This is a genomic window from Robertmurraya sp. GLU-23 (genome assembly GCF_052983275.1).
In genome coordinates this window covers 57,891-74,984 of record NZ_JBRKCV010000001.1, presented here as the reverse complement: position 1 = coordinate 74,984, position 17,094 = coordinate 57,891, and the positions used below count along the sequence as shown (strand labels likewise).

Sequence of the window (17,094 nt, the reverse complement as noted above, 5' to 3'; positions counted from 1 at the left end):
TCCTAACTCTTAAACCTTTTTAATTTCTCCTGCAAAGCACGTTTTTTCTCTTCCATCTCTTTATTATCTGAGGATATCTGATCAGGTTGACCCTCATCCTCATTTTTATCAAACCAATCTGGTAAGCTTTCTGTTCGTATCGCCTTTTTCCTAGTACTAGTCTTTGGTGTTTGTTTTGCTGTTTGCTTCCCCTCAGCCCAGTCTAAGTATTGTCGATGTTCTTTTTTAGCAAGTTCCATTGCTTCAGACACCGTCTGAACCCTTTTACGCGCCCAATGTGAGGCAATTTTGTCCACATAAGCCTTCGTCAACTTCATATCTGTTTTCAATAATACGTACTGAATGAGCACGTTCACTACACCAGGAAAAAGCTTTTGTTGAAACATGACATCTTCAACAATTTGCAAATCACTTTTTGATGGTTCTCCCCCACCAGATATATCAATTAACAATTGTCGAGGAGACGTTTTCTCAAGGTATTGAACCAATTTCTCTTCTTGAGTTTTAGGCTCCACCGTTGTTGTAACATGTGGAAGTGGTTGTATTTTATCTATTAATAACGGGAGTTGGTCAGAAAAGTTAAGCTGATACCAATCTCTAGCGGATTTTCTAAGTTCATCAATCTGAATCTCACTTGATTCATCAACTGCACTAATCACAATGTTTTTCATTTGGATCGGGTCAATCCCATAAAGGAAGGATAGTTTCGCAATTGCTTCTCGTACCTTTTTATTGATGGCCCGTTTAGGAACAAGCACTTCTGAAAGCCCTGCAAATAGAAGGTCAAAATCAAAATGTGCCTCATCAACCTTAATGGTCTCAGGACTCACTCGATCGAAGTATACACGTTGATCTTCGAGTTTCAGGTCATCTACTAAATGTGATGAAGGGTTACCTGGAACAGCAGAGTCAAATACTTCTTGAAACGACCGTGTAACATTCTCGAACCCATTTTCTTTTTCTAAGAAATGTTCATCACTAAAAAACCTTTTAAGTTTTAAAAATTGATTTTTACCTATTTTCCGATACAAATACACGTTTAGCATGCCATCTAGAAAAAACTGACTAGGTGTTAAAGGCGGCTTTATTTCATATACGAATGATCGAATCCCTTCCTCTGTTCGCACATATGTCGAGAGAAGGCCAATCCCTTCTAATTTTAGACGGGCATCGTAAATTTGTTTTAAATTACTATCCATCACGTTCATAAGAGCATGATGTGAACTACCATCTGATGATAAGCGGTTCTCATCTATTTGCGACCAAAGGGTCATATAGAGACTGTATGCTATCGGACCAATCAATGGCTGATATAAAAGTGTCAGAACCTTTCGATCATAGTCAAATAACAATCCATTTGAGGCCACCTCATAGCGATCCACTGGTAGCATTTCCTGCCAATGCTGAGCCATAGGCTTCATTTCCTCTCTTAAAAACAAACTTCCCTACTAATCCTTTTTTATCAATTCCTTTAATTCTTCAATAAATACGTTAATATCTTTAAACTGTCTATATACAGAGGCAAATCTGACGTACGCAACCTCATCTATTTTTGCTAAACGATCCATAACCATTTCTCCAACTGCTTCACTCTTTATTTCCGATACTCCATGACTGCGAAGTTCTTTTTCTATATCGGAAGTTATTTTTTCTAATTCAGTCAAAGCAACAGGTCTTTTTTCACAAGCTTTAATCAGCCCCCGTAGAATCTTATCACGGCTAAATTCTTCTCTTGTTCCTTCCTTTTTTACGACAATCAACGGAATTTCCTCTACCTTCTCAAAGGTTGTAAAACGAAAAGAACATTTCTCACACTCTCTTCTTCTGCGAATCGATCTATTTTCATCGACAGGTCTTGAATCAAGAACACGCGTATGATTATTTTGACATGTAGGACATTTCATAACATCAACTCCGAAACAGAATGGATTCTGTTGAATCTAACACTATCTTATTAAAACTTCATTTGTAGTACAAGCAATTCTACTCTCCAGCGTGTTTTCCAACACCAATATACGGATGCTTCTTATCTAACTCTTGGTAAATACGAGTGATCTCTGCTCTTAAACTTGGGTATGCTCCCAACAGCACTGTTTGCTCAGTGGAAACATTTATATCTACAGCCGTCTCGTAGGGCTTAACCGTTATAATAGTAATAATGGCAAACATTTTCTTTCCACGATTGATTTCAACTGCAATTTCCCCGTGGTCAATAGAATCACTTACCACTTTTGCATGCTGATCATTTTCAAGGATTTCTTTTACAGATTGAAACAAAGATTGGAGATTTACTCGATAATATCTCGTTCTAAGCTCTTCCTCGACATGATTTTCTTTTGTTTCGCATTGCCGATTAAATTGTCTAAACACCTGTTTTACAAATGACATAATGATTCCTCCAAATAGAAAGATGTATGTACATATATTTTAACCTAAAAGGACTGGCAATGTTAATGTTTCAGTAAAAGAGAAATTAAAAAGAGGTGTATAATATACACCTCTCGAATTTCATAAGTTTAGTAAGCTACGATTATAGTACTTTCGCTTTTGCTTGTTTAACTTGAACAGGACCCATTCCACGAGGAATTTCGATGTTCTCACGAGTTTGAGCACCTAATGCTTCAGCAATATGGTCTGCTGCGATATTAGGATCCATGTCTCCACAAGTATACACATCAATACTAGCATAGCCATGTTCAGGAAAGCTGTGAATAGTTAAATGTGATTCAGAGATAATAACCACTCCACTCACACCTTGTGGTGCAAATTTATGAAAAGCAACCTCGCGAATTTCAGCACCAGATTTTAATGCCGCATCAGCAAAAATTTGCTCAATTTGCTCCATATCATTTAACTTTTCAAAATCACAACCCCATAACTCAGAAATAACGTGACGACCCATAGTTTCCATATTCAAATTTCCCCCTTTAACCATTTTTACTACAGTAACTGAATTTCCCTATTTTTTTGGATTATAACTACCACGGGGGAAAGTTAGTCCAAAGAGGTCCTAACCCTTTAAGTAGATATAGATTCCAAATTTCAAGAAGTTCACGATGACTAGTATACTTTGTTTGTTTTTTTTTTGCAATAATGTATTTAAAAAATCTTTACAAAAAAAAAGAAAAGTAAAATCCCTTTCATCTAATCATACAAAAAATCAGTCTTCTGAGGGTTCCCAGAAGACTGACTATTTACAACGAACTTACTCGTTTAATATTTTCTGAAGCTAAAGACAGTTGATTAGCCACATGTTTCGTTAGATCAACGACCCGACAAGAATAGCCCCACTCATTATCGTACCATGCAAGAACCTTTACCTTGTTCGCACCTATAACCATTGTAGACAACCCATCAACAATCGCAGAATGTTCATTGGTATTAAAGTCAACCGATACTAATGGCTCATCTGTAATGTCGAGTATCCCTTTTAGTTCATCCTTTGAGGCTGTTTCGAATACATCATTGATCTCATCTATCGTTACTTCTCGCTTTAAATCAACAACTAAATCAACTAATGAGACATTGGTTGTTGGAACTCTTAATGACATTCCATGCAGCTTCCCTTTCATTTTAGGTAGCACTAGTGAAAGAGCTTTAGCTGCACCTGTGCTTGTTGGAATGATTGATTGACCACAAGCTCTCGCTCTTCGAAGATCTTTATGCGGATTATCAATATTTTTTTGATCATTTGTATAGGCATGCACGGTCGTCATTAGCCCATTAATTATGCCAAAGTGATCTTCAAGTACTTTTACAAGAGGTGCTAAACAATTTGTCGTACAAGAGGCATTTGAAATGATTTCATGCTCATATATATCTAACTGATGTTCATTCACACCCATAACAATTGTAATATCTTCTCCTTTACCCGGTGCGGTTAATATAACCTTCTTTGCACCCGCTTCTAAGTGGAGACTAGCTTTCTCTCTTGCATTGAATTTCCCAGTCGCTTCGATCACGATATCAACATTAAGTGAATTCCATGGTAACTCCTCTGGATTACGGTGGTTAATTAGCTTCACTCTTTTTCCATTTACTAATAAGGAATCATGTTCAGCTACTACCTCACCATCAAACTTTCCGTGATTTGTGTCATACTTTATTAAATGTGCTAATGTTTCCGCAGGATAACTAGCATTAATGGCTACTATTTCTAATGCATCATCACAAATTGCCTTTCTGAAAACCATTCTTCCTATTCTTCCAAACCCATTAATCGCTACTCTAGCCTTCATGTTACGGCTCCCTTCAAAAGTGTTATACTTTATTTCCGTATTTTACAATTAGTATAACATATTGGTGGTGAATTGTGGTGATAAAAAAACCTATTTTCAACAAAAAAACCATCACATTAATTTGTGATGGTTTTCCAATCCTTAAGAAGCTCTATCAGTTGCTTTTTCGTATCGTCTATCGTCCCATTATTATTAATCATTTTATCAGCAAGCTTCCGTTTATCTTCAATTGGCATTTGAGATTGTATTCGAGCAAGGGCTTCCTCCTTTGTTAACAGATTTCTATCCATTAATCTCTGAAGCTGGACATCTTTCTCAACATACACAAGCAGAACTACGTCAACCATATGCTTTAATCCACTTTCAAATAGTAGTGGAATATCCAACACAACTATTTGGTCTCCTCGTAAAATAGCTACTTCCTTCTTCTCATTCATCCTTCTTCGTACATCCGGATGAACAATTTCATTTAATTTTTGCCTCTTCACATTGTCATTAAAAATGATTTCACCTAATTTGGATCGATTAATCGTTCGATCATCATTCAATATACCTTCACCAAAATATGTAACGATTTGTTCGTATGCTACCTCTCCAATCTCAACGGCCTTTCTTGCTTCTATATCAGCATCAATGACCTCTATTCCCATTTCTTTAAACATATTTGCCACAGTGCTTTTCCCACTAGCAATGCCACCCGTTAATCCAACGACTAAAGTCATATTCTGCTCCTCCGTTTAGCGTAAAAGCCTCCACAAATGGAGGCTTTTTGTTAAATTTTCCATATTCCAATAATGATTAACAATACACCAGGTAAAAAAGCGAAGCGCTGGAGCCAACTGTTCTCTGAAAAATGTTTGCCAAGCTGTAATCCCGCATAAATAAAGAGAAAGCTCATTAATGCTACAGCAGTCCCTAATATGCTTGGAGAAAAGTCTAGCATCGCAGCACCTATTCCGGCCCCAAATGCATCTAAAGATAACGCTAAACCAAGCATATAGGCTTCAATACCATTGATCGTACCCGATTGATCAAAGTCTGCTGACATCGGCTTTCGTAATATTTGAATAACAATCCCAAGAGATTTAATCTCAAAATCAATGATCGTTTTTGGATGGGGAAGCATTGATGAGGACGATTTCTCTGATCGAAAAAATTGAGCGAGAACCCAAGCCCCTAATAAAATGAGTATAAATCCCCCTATACTCTCAGCGATATCAGGTGATAAGACAGACTCAATGAAATGGCCAATAATCATCCCTACAGTGAGTGTTCCTGCAGAGCATAATGAGATCACCGCGATTGACTTAAAAGGAATTCGCATTTTCCTCAGACCGTATGTGAAACCTACACTAAAACTGTCAATGCTAACTGCTAATGCAAGTAGTAATAATGGAACAGATAGTACCATTGGAAAGACTCCTTCCTAACAAAAAGCTAGGATAGTATATGATAGGAGCCCATCCAAGGTTCAACCTACTTCCTCTTTTGACATTTTGGACAAAACACGGTTCCTCGCCCACCAACAACAATTTTTTCTAGAGGAGTACCACATATTTTACAATTTTCACCTTTCCGACCGTAAACAAATAATTCAAGCTGAAACATCCCCATTTGTCCTTGTGAATTCACATAAGATCGTACCGTACTTCCACCCTTTTCAACTGCTTCACCTAGTGTTTCCTTTATTTGTTCATAAAGGATAATCCACTCTTTGTTCTTCAATGAGCTAGCGATTCTCTCAGGGTGAATTTTCGATCGAAAAAGGGCCTCATCTACATAAATATTACCTAGCCCAACGACTACTGTTTGGTCAAGCAAGGCTGTTTTGATTGACCTTTGTGTTTTCGATAATCTTTTTTGCAAATAGGATGACGTAAAATCCGGATCAAATGGTTCAGGTCCAAGAGTCGATAAAGGTGGCTGGTTAAATTCCTTCCCTTTTTCAAATAAGTGCATCGTACCAAATTTACGCACATCTTTGTAGCGGAGTTCTGTTCCGTCGGTAAAAGTAAAAATCACATGCGTGTGGAGAGCGACTGGTTCCTCAGCCTCAAAATGAGCATATCTCCCTTCCATACGCAGATGAGAAATTAAGGCAAATTTTTCAGTATATAAGATAAGAAATTTCCCTCTTCTCCCTAACTGAACAAATCTCTCGCCAACTAAAGCGTCACAAAACTGATCTACATCAGGATGTTTAATAATTTTTGGCCAAAGAACAGTTACTTTTTTGATTTCTTTATCCAAAATAAGCATTTCTAATGTACGTCGAACCGTTTCGACCTCTGGAAGTTCTGGCAATATTCTTCCTCCCAACTGCCTTTATTTCGCGTCAAACCAAGTCGGACCGTAGGAATAATCAACCTTAAGTGGCACCTTCAACTCCACTGTATGTTCCATTACATCAGGGACAATTTCCTTCAATCGCTCGATTTCTTCTTCTGGTGCTTCGAATATTAATTCATCGTGTACAGATAGCAGCAATCGTGTTTTAAGTTTTTCTTTTTCGAGCCTATCCGCCATATCTATCATTGCTTTTTTTATAATATCCGCCGCACTTCCTTGAATTGGCGTATTCATTGCCGTCCGTTCCGCAAAACTACGAAGATTGAAGTTTCTACTCGTTATTTCAGGAATATATCTTCGGCGGTGCAGAAGGGTTGACACGAATCCCTTTTGCTTTGCATCTTTTACGATTTCTTCCATATATTCTTTCACACCTGGATAACTTTCTAAGTATCTTTCAATAAAGCTACCTGCTTCTTTACGTGTAATGTTTAAGCTCTGTGACAACCCATAATCACTGATGCCGTAAACAATTCCAAAGTTTACCGCTTTTGCATGCCGTCTCATGTTAGAAGTTACTTCTTCCTTGGATACATGAAACACATCCATCGCTGTTTTTGTATGAATGTCTAGACCCTCTTGAAAGGCTTCGATTAGCTTTTCGTCATTTGCAATATGCGCCAACACACGTAATTCAATTTGTGAGTAATCAGCTGCAAAAATGACCCAGCCTTCCTCAGACGGAATAAAGGCTTGACGAATTTTACGACCTTCTTCCAGTCTAATAGGGATATTTTGTAAATTTGGATCTGTTGAGCTTAATCTTCCAGTCTGAGTTAAAGCCTGGTTAAATCTTGTATGAACTTTATTTGTTGTAGGATTAATCACTTTAAGTAATCCTTCAATATAAGTGGACTGAAGCTTACCAAGCTGACGGTAATTTAAGATTTCTCGAATAATTTCATGCTCTTCTTCAAGCTTCTCCAGTACATCTGCAGAGGTTGAATAGCCTGTTTTTGTCTTTTTCGCTACCGGAAGTTGTAACTTTTCAAAGAGAATGACGCCTAACTGCTTTGGTGAATTAATATTAAAGCTTTCGCCTGCAAGATCATAAATACGAGCTTCAATAGTAGTTAGTTGAGTTGTAATTGCTTCTCCCATCGCATGAAGTCGGTTGAGGTCAATCTTAATCCCACAAGATTCCATATCGGCTAGTATCAAAGATAGAGGAAGCTCTAAATCATAATAAAGTTCAAATTGTTCATTTGCTTTTAACTCTTGTTCAAGCTTATCTCGTAGATCTTGTAATACAAGCCCTTTTCGAACGAGATGCTCTCCAAGCTGTTCCGGTTCAGGAATCTTTCTCTTAGCCCCTTTTCCGTAAAAAGCCTCATCAGAATTAATACTCGTAAAACCATAGCGTTTAGCAGTCGTTGAAATATCATCAACAGACTCGGCTGGATTCATAATATAGGAGGCTAACAGTAAGTCAAACTCAATCCCTTTAAGGTGGATATGGTGATGTCTTAGTGATACCTCTGTCCTTTTCGCATCATATACGATTTTTTTTGAAGCTTCATTTTCAGCCCAAATTTTAAAAACGGATGACTCTATAGCGACATTGGTAGGAATGAAAAAGTTCCCCCTTTCATTGACTAGTGAAATACCCACAATATCAGCATAATGATAATTATCCTCTAACACTTCAATGTATAAGGCATTTTCATCTGCAAATAGTTCATCTGTTACTTCTTGTACAGTTGTGTATTCAACACTCTCCAAAGGTTCTTCCACAGAATCTCCTGTGTGATCTCCCAATTTATCCAGTAGTGAATTAAAACCTAATTCTTTAAATAACTGTACAACCTTGTCACGGTCAAACTCGTCATATTCGAATTCTTCAAGTTGTACCGTAACTGGTGCTTCTCTTGTTATGGTCGCAAGCTCTTTACTCATAATGGCCTGGTCTTTAAATTCCTCAAGTTTTTCTTTTAATTTCTTTCCGCTCACTTGGTCTATCGACTCTAGCAGTTTTTCGAGTGTCTCAAACTCCGCTAACAGTTTAATAGCGGTTTTTTCTCCAACTCCAGGAACACCAGGAATATTATCAGAAGTATCCCCCATCAACCCTTTCATATCAATGATCTGCTTTGGTGTTAAACCATATTTTTCTTTGATATGCTCTGGAGTATATTCCTCAATTTCTGTGATTCCTTTTTTGGTGATCGCAACAGTTGTTTTTTCAGAACTCAACTGGGTTAAATCTTTATCTCCTGAAATAACCTTTACTTCATAGCCATCTTCCTCTGCCTTCTTCGACAAAGTACCAATAATATCATCTGCTTCATAGTTTTCAAGTTCATATCTTTTGATTCGATATGCGTCCAATACTTCTCGAATAAAAGGAAATTGTTCGGATAGCTCAGGTGGTGTTTTTTGACGCCCACCCTTATACTCACTAAATGTCTTATGGCGAAAGGTTGTTTTTCCAGCATCAAACGCAACCATTATATGTGATGGCTTCTCATCCTCCAATATCCTCAAGAGCATCATCGTAAATCCATAAACGGCATTCGTATGAATTCCTTTATCATTGTTGAGCAATGGCAGAGCAAAAAATGCCCGGTAAGCAATGCTATTTCCATCAATTAATACGAGTTTCTTTTTCAAAGGAAGCCTCCCTTTCTAACTAAAGCTTGTCTCATGTAATATGTAAAAAAGCCAGTGTTTTCCTTCTTTATTCTACCATGACCATGATAGGAAAGGAAAACGCCGGCTTTATATTTACTCTGTATATCCCATAAGCAAACGGGCATAAGGTGAATCTGATGGTAAAACAATAACCGTTTCACCGTTAATTGTCTTTTTATACGATTCTAATGTTCTAAATAATTGATAGAAGTTTGGGTCTTTCGAGAATGCCTCATTATATACCTTTGCAGCTTGTGCTTCTCCCTCCGCACGAATCGTTTCGGCATCTGCTTGCGCCTTCGCTAGTGTTTCCTTCACCTGGCGATCCGTATCTGCAATAATGATGTTTTTCTCTGCATCCCCTATTGATAAATACTCCTGTGCCTTTGATTCACGTTCTGAGATCATCCGAGTGAACACCGACTGTTCGTTTTCCTTCGGGAGATCGGTTCTTTTCATACGCACATCCGTTACAACGATTCCGTAATTATCTTGTGAGAGGAGTTCATTAACCTTCTCTGTAATTTTATCATTTAAAGAACCTCTAGTTGACGCCTCATCATTAATGATTTCTTCATAGTTTAATTTTCCAAGCTCTGATCGAACAACGGAGTATATAAACTCCTCCATTCTACCTTCAGCATTTTCAAGCGTTCTTGCATTCGAGATCATTTTTTTAGGATCTTCAATTTTCCAAACAGCATAATTGTCAATCAACATACGCTTTTTATCTTTTGTATTAATTTCAGCTTCATTAACATCATAGGTCATTTGATATTTTGGGAGAGTCGAAACACTTTGAACAAATGGGATTTTATAGCTAAGACCAGGAGTACTCTCAATTCGAACCACTTCACCGAATTGGCGAATCACTCGGTATTCTCCTTCCTTAACGATAAATAAATTGGTGAGAGTGATCCCAATCAATAGAAGGATTAAAAGCGCGATCAATCCAAATTTGGTATAATTCCGCCACTTAAACCCATCTCCAGAACGCTCTTTCATATCGATTACATTTCCATCACTCATTGTTTCCACTCCCCTCTGCCGCAGGTTTTGCTTCTTCTTTTTCTAGTGGTCTAATCGGGAAATACTTCAATGTATCACCATCATCATTCATAATATAAATCTCTGTTCCTGGTAATACTTCCTCTAACGTTTCTAACACAAGCCTTTGTCTAGTTACTTCAGGATTGTTTTTATATTCTTCGTAGAGCTTATTAAAAACCGCTACATCTCCTCTAGCAATCTCAATTCTTGCTGATTGGTCCCCCTCAGCTCTTGATACAAGGGCTTTCTTTTCTCCTTCTGCTTCATTGATTTTTTGATTTTGATACTTCTTCGCCTCGTTAATTTTTGTATTCATCGTTTCACGAGCATCTGTAACATTCGTAAATGCTTTACGAACTTCTTCATTCGGAAGCTCCACATCTTGCAGCTTCACCGCCATAATAGTAATCCCTATATCGTATTTATCCATTAACGCCGACAGTAGTTCTCTGACACTTGCTTCTATTTCACCTTTCCCGGAGGTTAAGGCATCATCAATTTTGGAGCTTCCTATAATGCTACGAAGAGATGCTGAAGTGGCATCACGTAAAATCTCTTCTGGATTATCTGCATTATATAGGTATTTAGAAGGCGTCGTTATCTTCCATTGAACAACAAGATCTGCCAGAACGATGTTTTCATCGCCTGTAATCATTTTTGTTTCATTATCGAACTCAACAATTTCGCCATCTTTTTCTTCATATCCAAACTGTAAACTAAACGTTTCCTTCGAAAGCTTCTCTACATTTTGAATAGGCCAAGGCATTTTAAAATGTAACCCAGGTTCTGTTATTCCTTCTTCTACCTTCCCAAAGGTTAATATAACAGCCTGTTCTGATTCATCAACCGTATACCACGTCGTAAAAACTACAAAACTTAGTACTATAATTAAAAGTATTAGACCTACCAATGAATAAATTCTTTTTAAACTAAGCAACAACCTTCACCTCTTTCTCTTTATTAAGAACAGTTAATTGTTATACGAATGGGCGTGAAGAAGGTTTCAATAAAAAAGAAAAGGTGAAAGCGGGGTTAGCTTTCACCTTTTCTTTATGTCCTTGGATGAAGGGGTTTTCCCTTATGATATTACAGAACAATTATTAAGGAATATTATAATAATTGTAAATGTACTGTAAAATCTGTATCCAAGTCACCTATATTATTTAGGAATCTCTTTTAATAGTTCAATAATGAAAGTGGTCCCTCTTCCAACCTTACTTTCTACTCGGATGTTCCCTCTATGAGCTTCAATCAAATGCTTCACAATGGCTAAGCCTAAACCTGTACCACCAGAGTTTCTACTTCTTGCTCGGTCCACTCGATAAAAACGTTCAAAGATTCTTGGAATTTCCTTTCGCTCAATTCCAATACCCGTATCTATGACCTTTATTCTTATCTTGCTTGTCCTTTCACGAACTTCGACCTTTACAGTACCCCCTTCAGGAGTGTAGGAAATGGCATTCGTTATTAAATTAATAAACACTTGTTTTAATCTATATACGTCACCTTCAACAAAGATCGCTTCTTCCTCGGCTTCAAATTGAAGGTCAATTTTCTTTTCAATTGCCTTACCTGCTAAAATGGGAAGAACTTCATGTAACACTTCAACAATATTTATTTTTTGGATGGACAATTGAAAGCCTTGCTTCTCCATCTTTGAAAGATCTAATAAGTCTTGTATTAATGTTTGTAAACGATCGCTTTCTTTCAAAATAATCGTTAGGAAAGCCTCTAAAGTCTGCCTGTCCTCCATGGCTCCATCTAGTAAGGTTTCGGAAAATCCCTTTATAGAAGTAATCGGTGTCTTTAACTCATGTGATACATTTGCAACAAAATCTTTACGCATTTGTTCAAGCTTCTTAATCTCAGTGATATCATGGAAAACTAATAAAATCCCTTTCCAAACATCGTTTAGGCCGATAATTGGAACACCATAAACTTCAAAATGTCTTCTCTCAATCCCTACAGGAACAATTAGTTGTTTTCTAATTTTGTGTTCAGTCATAAAGATTTCTTCTATTAAATCACAAATGTCTTTTTGGTCAATCACTTCGTAGTAAAGCTTTTCCAAATACTCATTTGATTCTATTTGAAAAATCTCTTTATACGTCCGATTGACCAAATTAATATAGCCACGACTATCAATTAATATAAGTCCGCTTCCCATATTTTCAATTAAGGTCCCTAAGCGATCTTGTTGAATTTCCTTCGACTTCATGAGCTCCTGTAGATTTCGCGCTAAAATATTAATTGAACTGCTAAGCATACCTGTTTCATCAGCATGATCCTCGTACGTTCTAGCACGATAATTTCCTTTCGCTAGCTCAATAGCTACATTGGTAGCAGATTCTATCGGCTTTGTGTACATGATCGTTATTTTATAACCCAATAAAATAATGACAAATAATGCGATCCCGAGTGAAATGGTTAATATCCACCAGATCTGTTCGTATGCATTTTTTATTTCTGTTAGTTTCGTACTTAATACAATGATTCCCTCAGTCTCACCATTAGAATCTACACTGTCCCAATAATAGTGAAGATTATATCCTCCACCTACTTCAATGATTTCATCTTCTTTTTCTAATTGATTTTCAAAGATGGACTTTAGGACACTTTCATGCCTCTTATTACTCGTATTTTCTAGGGCACCACTGTCATAAATAACATTTCCATTATTCTCTAGTATCGTGATTCGAGAACTTAACGTATCACTAAACTCGTTTATTCTATCTTTAGAAATATCGCTTATGCCACCAGTATCTCGAATATACGTAGAGACTAGCTTTGTTTCCTGCTTCATCCTCCCATCAAAGGAATCAATATAGTATCCTTTGAACAATTGTCCTAACAATAGGCCTAAACCTATTAGTACAATAAAAATAAGCATAATTAGGGCAAACAAGAGTCTCGTTCGAAATTTTATCATTCTCCCTTAGGCTCCTCCATCTTATAGCCTAAGCCTCGAATCGTTTTTATATAAACTGGTTTTTTTGTATTTTGTTCAATTTTCTCTCTTAAGTGGCTAATATGAACATCAACAATTCGCGTGTCTCCTGCAAAATCATAATTCCATACCGCACTTAAAAGCTGATCTCGTGTTAGAACTCTTCCTTTGTGTCTTGCTAAATAGAGTAATAATTCAAATTCTTTTGGAGTGAGCTCCAGTAATATATCTCCAGAATACGCCTCATACTGTTCAGGATAAATTTTCAGCTCTGCCACCTGAAGCACATCTTTTTCCTCTTCTTGTACCGCAACTGGTTCTGGTTGTACTTGGGTTCTTCTAAGAATTGCTTTGACTCTCGCTATGACTTCTCTTGGACTAAACGGTTTTGTCATATAATCATCTGCACCTAGTTCAAGTCCGAGAACTTTGTCAAACTCATCGTCTTTTGCAGTCAACATAAGAATAGGCGTCAAGATTTTCTGTTGACGAAGCTGTTTACAAACTTCAATTCCATCAAGCTTCGGAAGCATTAAATCCAAAATAATTAAGTCTAGTTCTTGTTCCAAAGCAATATTTCGTCCTTCTTCCCCATCCGCAGCAGTTAACACTTCATAACCAGCCTGTTGTAAATTGTACTGCAGGAGCGTTACAATTGACTGCTCATCATCGACTACAAGCACTCTTTTTTCCATAAAAGCCTCCACATTAACGTATTACCCCATCATCCACATCCATTATAATACATATTCATTTAATAAAGATAACAAAAAATTCATAAAAAAGAGACGTACTCTTAAAAAGCACGTCCATTTACTGTTAAAAATTTTCCAATGCATGACCATCTAACGCCTCTAATTGATGAGGAGGACAAACTAAAAGGAGTGCTTTTAGTACTTGTTCTTCCTCTTCATTTTTCCCTTCAACTGTAATTTCAATTGTATGATTGCTTATACTTACTTCTGTCACTTCGAACATGAAATCAATCATTTCATAATGATATACTGGTTTCACATATTCAATATCCTGTTTTAGGATGTGGCTACCTGGCCCAGGCAAATATTTTGAAATTGCAGAAGTAATGATTCCGGTGAGCATAATACTAGGCACCAGTGGCTTTTTAAAAGGAGTTTGTGAAGCATAATCATGCTGAATATACAACGGGTTCGCGTCATTCGTTAGACCAAGATATAGTAGTAAGTCCTTATCTTCAATCTTTTCTGTCAGGGAAAGTTTTTCTCCTCTAGAAATCTCATTAATTTTACGGCCCATTTTTCTCTTTTTACCTAACAACATGCTGACGATACCTCCAATAAATGAAATCGTTCTCCTATCGAACCCTATAAATTATTATAGCAAAAGCATAGAAGAACAAAAAATTCGGGGAAGAACCCCCGAATTTTCGATTTTATTAAACTAATACGTCCATTACATTTCGTACAGCAGCTGCTGATTTATCTAAGGCACTCTTTTCTTCATCTGTTAACTCAAGCTCAATTACTTGTTCTATTCCATTAGCTCCGAGGATCGTTGGTACCCCTAGGTAAATACCTTTATATCCATATTCCCCCTCAAGGTAAGCAATAGATGGAAGAACACGACGCTGATCCTTTAAGATTGCTTCACACATTTCTACTAGAGAAGCAGCAGGTGCATAGTAAGCACTTCCATTTCCTAATAGATTAACAATTTCTCCTCCACCTTTTCTCGTACGTTCAACAATAGCCTCTAGGCGTTCCTTCGAAAGTAATGTCTCAAGTGGAATTCCACCAGCATATGAGTATCTAACAAGAGGGACCATATCGTCACCGTGGCCACCTAGGACAAAGCCAGTTATGTCTTTAACAGATAAATTTAACTCTTGGGCCACAAATGTACGGAAGCGTGCAGTATCAAGAACACCTGATTGACCAATTACACGATTTTTTGGGAAACCCGTTTCTTGGAAAACCGTATAGGTCATTGCATCCACTGGATTTGTCAAAACGATAATCGTACAGTTTGGTGAGTATTTAGCTACTTCTGATGCAACAGCTTTCATAACCTTTTGATTGGTTTGAACAAGATCATCTCGACTCATTCCAGGTTTTCTTGCGATTCCTGCGGTGATAACAACAATATCAGAATCCTTCGTATCTGCATAATCTGCTGTGCCTGTAATATTTGCATCAAACCCTTGAACCGGACTTGCTTCAAGCATATCTAAAGCCTTTCCCTTTGTTGGATTTTCCATTTGCGGTATATCCAGCAAAACGACATCTCCAAGTTCTTTTTGTGCAAGTAGAAAAGCTGTTGTAGCTCCAGTAAAGCCCCCACCAATTACCGAGATCTTTTTACGCTTCATTGACATAACCTTTTCCCCCTACATTTTGAAAGTCATTGCCCTAAGTCACTTTTCATAAAAGCTAAACAATTATAAAAAGGCTGTTCTAGAAAGAACAGCCTCTAGAACAATTTATCCCATGTTCTTAATAAGCACATCTCCAAATTCTGAGCACTTCACTTCTGTTGCTCCGTCCATCAATCGTGCAAAGTCATAAGTAACCACTTTAGAAGCGATTGACTTTTCCATTGAATCGATGATTAACTTCGCTGCTTCATTCCAGCCTAGATGTTCAAGCATTAATACACCAGATAGAATAACAGATGAAGGGTTTACTTTATCTAATCCAGCATACTTTGGTGCTGTACCGTGTGTAGCTTCAAAAATAGCATGACCTGTTACATAGTTGATGTTTGCCCCAGGTGCAATTCCAATTCCACCTACTTGTGCAGCTAACGCATCTGAAATATAGTCTCCGTTAAGGTTCATTGTAGCAACTACATCAAACTCACGTGGGCGAGTTAGAATTTGTTGTAGGAAAATATCTGCAATTGCATCTTTCACGATGATTTTCCCTTGAGCTTCTGCATCTGCTTGAGCTTGATTTGCAGCCTCTGTGCCTTGTTCATCCTTTATACGGTCATACTGTGCCCATGTGAATACTTTATCACCGTATTCTCTCTCAACAAGCTCATAACCCCAGTTCTTAAACGCACCTTCAGTGAATTTCATGATGTTACCTTTATGAACAAGAGTTAAAGATTTACGTCCCTCTTTGATCGCATACTCAATTGCAGCACGAACTAGACGAGCAGTTCCTTCTTCAGAAACTGGCTTGATTCCAAGGCCTGATGTTTCTGGGAAGCGGATTTTATTTACTCCCATTTCATTTTGAAGGAAAGAAATTAGCTTTTTCACTTCATCCGAACCTTTTGCATATTCAATACCAGCGTAAATGTCTTCTGTATTTTCACGGAAGATTACCATATCCGTATCTTGTGGACGTTTAACTGGAGAAGGAACTCCTTCAAACCAGCGAACTGGACGTAAACATACATATAAATCAAGCTCTTGGCGAAGAGCCACATTCAGTGAACGAATTCCGCCACCAATTGGTGTTGTTAAAGGTCCTTTAATAGCAATCAAATATTCGTTAATTAACTCTAACGTTTCTTTTGGTAGCCATTCTCCTGTTTGATTGAACGCTTTTTCACCTGCAAGTACTTCTTTCCATACAATCTTCTTTTCACCGTTATAAGCTTTTTCAACAGCAGCATCAAGCACTCTAGATGCTGCAGCCCAAATATCAGGTCCCGTGCCGTCTCCTTCAATAAAAGGTACTACTGGATGATTTGGTACATTTAAAACTCCATTTGTTACAGTAATTTTTTCACCTTGCATAGTATAATTCTCCCTCCATTTTGTCTAACAAGATGTGCCTCACTCAAGGTCAATCAATATGTATAAAAGATTTCTATCCATAGCGGGCAACATCAGAATCAAAGGTTAGAGCCAAATGCCTCTAACCTCTCCTCTCTATTACAGCAATATTTTTG

16 protein-coding genes are annotated in these 17,094 nt (G+C 37.4%); all 16 read right to left on the bottom strand.

Features of this window, described 5'->3' with window-relative positions:
- Positions 1–2: 2 nt before the first annotated feature.
- Positions 3–1,412, bottom strand: coding sequence for a replication initiation and membrane attachment family protein (locus ACVBAX_RS00355; RefSeq protein ID WP_447115477.1), 1,410 nt, complete (start codon positions 1,410–1,412; stop codon positions 3–5).
- Between the two features lie 36 nt (positions 1,413–1,448).
- The gene (gene nrdR / locus ACVBAX_RS00350; RefSeq protein WP_430774662.1) at positions 1,449–1,904 is read right to left on the bottom strand and encodes a transcriptional regulator NrdR; all 456 of its coding nucleotides are present in this window, start codon (positions 1,902–1,904) and stop codon (positions 1,449–1,451) included.
- A gap of 79 nt (positions 1,905–1,983) precedes the next feature.
- Positions 1,984–2,388, bottom strand: a complete 405-nt coding sequence (locus tag ACVBAX_RS00345) for a hypothetical protein (RefSeq protein ID WP_430774661.1) — start codon at positions 2,386–2,388, stop codon at positions 1,984–1,986.
- A gap of 142 nt (positions 2,389–2,530) precedes the next feature.
- Positions 2,531–2,911 carry an adenosylmethionine decarboxylase gene (gene speD, locus ACVBAX_RS00340; RefSeq protein WP_119709352.1) on the bottom strand — a complete coding sequence of 127 codons (381 nt, stop codon included), beginning with the start codon at positions 2,909–2,911 and terminating at the stop codon, positions 2,531–2,533.
- A 283-nt stretch (positions 2,912–3,194) separates the two neighbouring features.
- Positions 3,195–4,238: a glyceraldehyde-3-phosphate dehydrogenase gene (locus ACVBAX_RS00335; protein ID WP_447115476.1), complete on the bottom strand. Its 1,044-nt coding sequence runs from the start codon at positions 4,236–4,238 to the stop codon at positions 3,195–3,197.
- A gap of 116 nt (positions 4,239–4,354) precedes the next feature.
- Positions 4,355–4,960: a dephospho-CoA kinase gene (gene coaE, locus ACVBAX_RS00330; protein WP_447115475.1), complete on the bottom strand. Its 606-nt coding sequence runs from the start codon at positions 4,958–4,960 to the stop codon at positions 4,355–4,357.
- A gap of 50 nt (positions 4,961–5,010) precedes the next feature.
- Positions 5,011–5,649, bottom strand: coding sequence for a sporulation membrane protein YtaF (ytaF, locus tag ACVBAX_RS00325; protein WP_430776010.1), 639 nt, complete (start codon positions 5,647–5,649; stop codon positions 5,011–5,013).
- A 65-nt stretch (positions 5,650–5,714) separates the two neighbouring features.
- Positions 5,715–6,542, bottom strand: a complete 828-nt coding sequence (gene mutM / locus ACVBAX_RS00320; protein WP_447115474.1) for a DNA-formamidopyrimidine glycosylase — start codon at positions 6,540–6,542, stop codon at positions 5,715–5,717.
- A 21-nt stretch (positions 6,543–6,563) separates the two neighbouring features.
- Entirely contained in the window at positions 6,564–9,197 is a 2,634-nt protein-coding gene (polA, locus tag ACVBAX_RS00315; protein ID WP_447115473.1) for a DNA polymerase I, read from the bottom strand.
- Positions 9,198–9,311: 114 nt separating this feature from the next.
- On the bottom strand, positions 9,312–10,247 hold the full coding sequence (hflC, locus tag ACVBAX_RS00310) for a protease modulator HflC (RefSeq protein ID WP_447115472.1): 936 nt from the start codon (positions 10,245–10,247) through the stop codon (positions 9,312–9,314).
- On the bottom strand, positions 10,240–11,205 hold the full coding sequence (gene hflK, locus ACVBAX_RS00305; RefSeq protein ID WP_447115471.1) for an FtsH protease activity modulator HflK: 966 nt from the start codon (positions 11,203–11,205) through the stop codon (positions 10,240–10,242). Before hflK ends, hflC begins: the two co-directional genes overlap by 8 nt.
- A gap of 222 nt (positions 11,206–11,427) precedes the next feature.
- Positions 11,428–13,197 (bottom strand): two-component system histidine kinase PnpS, encoded by a 1,770-nt coding sequence (gene pnpS / locus ACVBAX_RS00300; protein WP_430776015.1) that lies wholly within the window; start codon positions 13,195–13,197, stop codon positions 11,428–11,430.
- On the bottom strand, positions 13,194–13,910 hold the full coding sequence (locus ACVBAX_RS00295; protein ID WP_251513619.1) for a response regulator transcription factor: 717 nt from the start codon (positions 13,908–13,910) through the stop codon (positions 13,194–13,196). Before ACVBAX_RS00295 ends, pnpS begins: the two co-directional genes overlap by 4 nt.
- Before the next feature lie 124 nt (positions 13,911–14,034).
- On the bottom strand, positions 14,035–14,511 hold the full coding sequence (locus ACVBAX_RS00290; RefSeq protein WP_447115469.1) for a MaoC/PaaZ C-terminal domain-containing protein: 477 nt from the start codon (positions 14,509–14,511) through the stop codon (positions 14,035–14,037).
- Positions 14,512–14,626: 115 nt separating this feature from the next.
- Positions 14,627–15,565: a malate dehydrogenase gene (gene mdh / locus ACVBAX_RS00285; protein ID WP_340904866.1), complete on the bottom strand. Its 939-nt coding sequence runs from the start codon at positions 15,563–15,565 to the stop codon at positions 14,627–14,629.
- A gap of 105 nt (positions 15,566–15,670) precedes the next feature.
- Positions 15,671–16,939, bottom strand: a complete 1,269-nt coding sequence (gene icd / locus ACVBAX_RS00280) for an NADP-dependent isocitrate dehydrogenase (protein WP_447115468.1) — start codon at positions 16,937–16,939, stop codon at positions 15,671–15,673.
- Between the last annotated feature and the right edge of the window lie 155 nt (positions 16,940–17,094).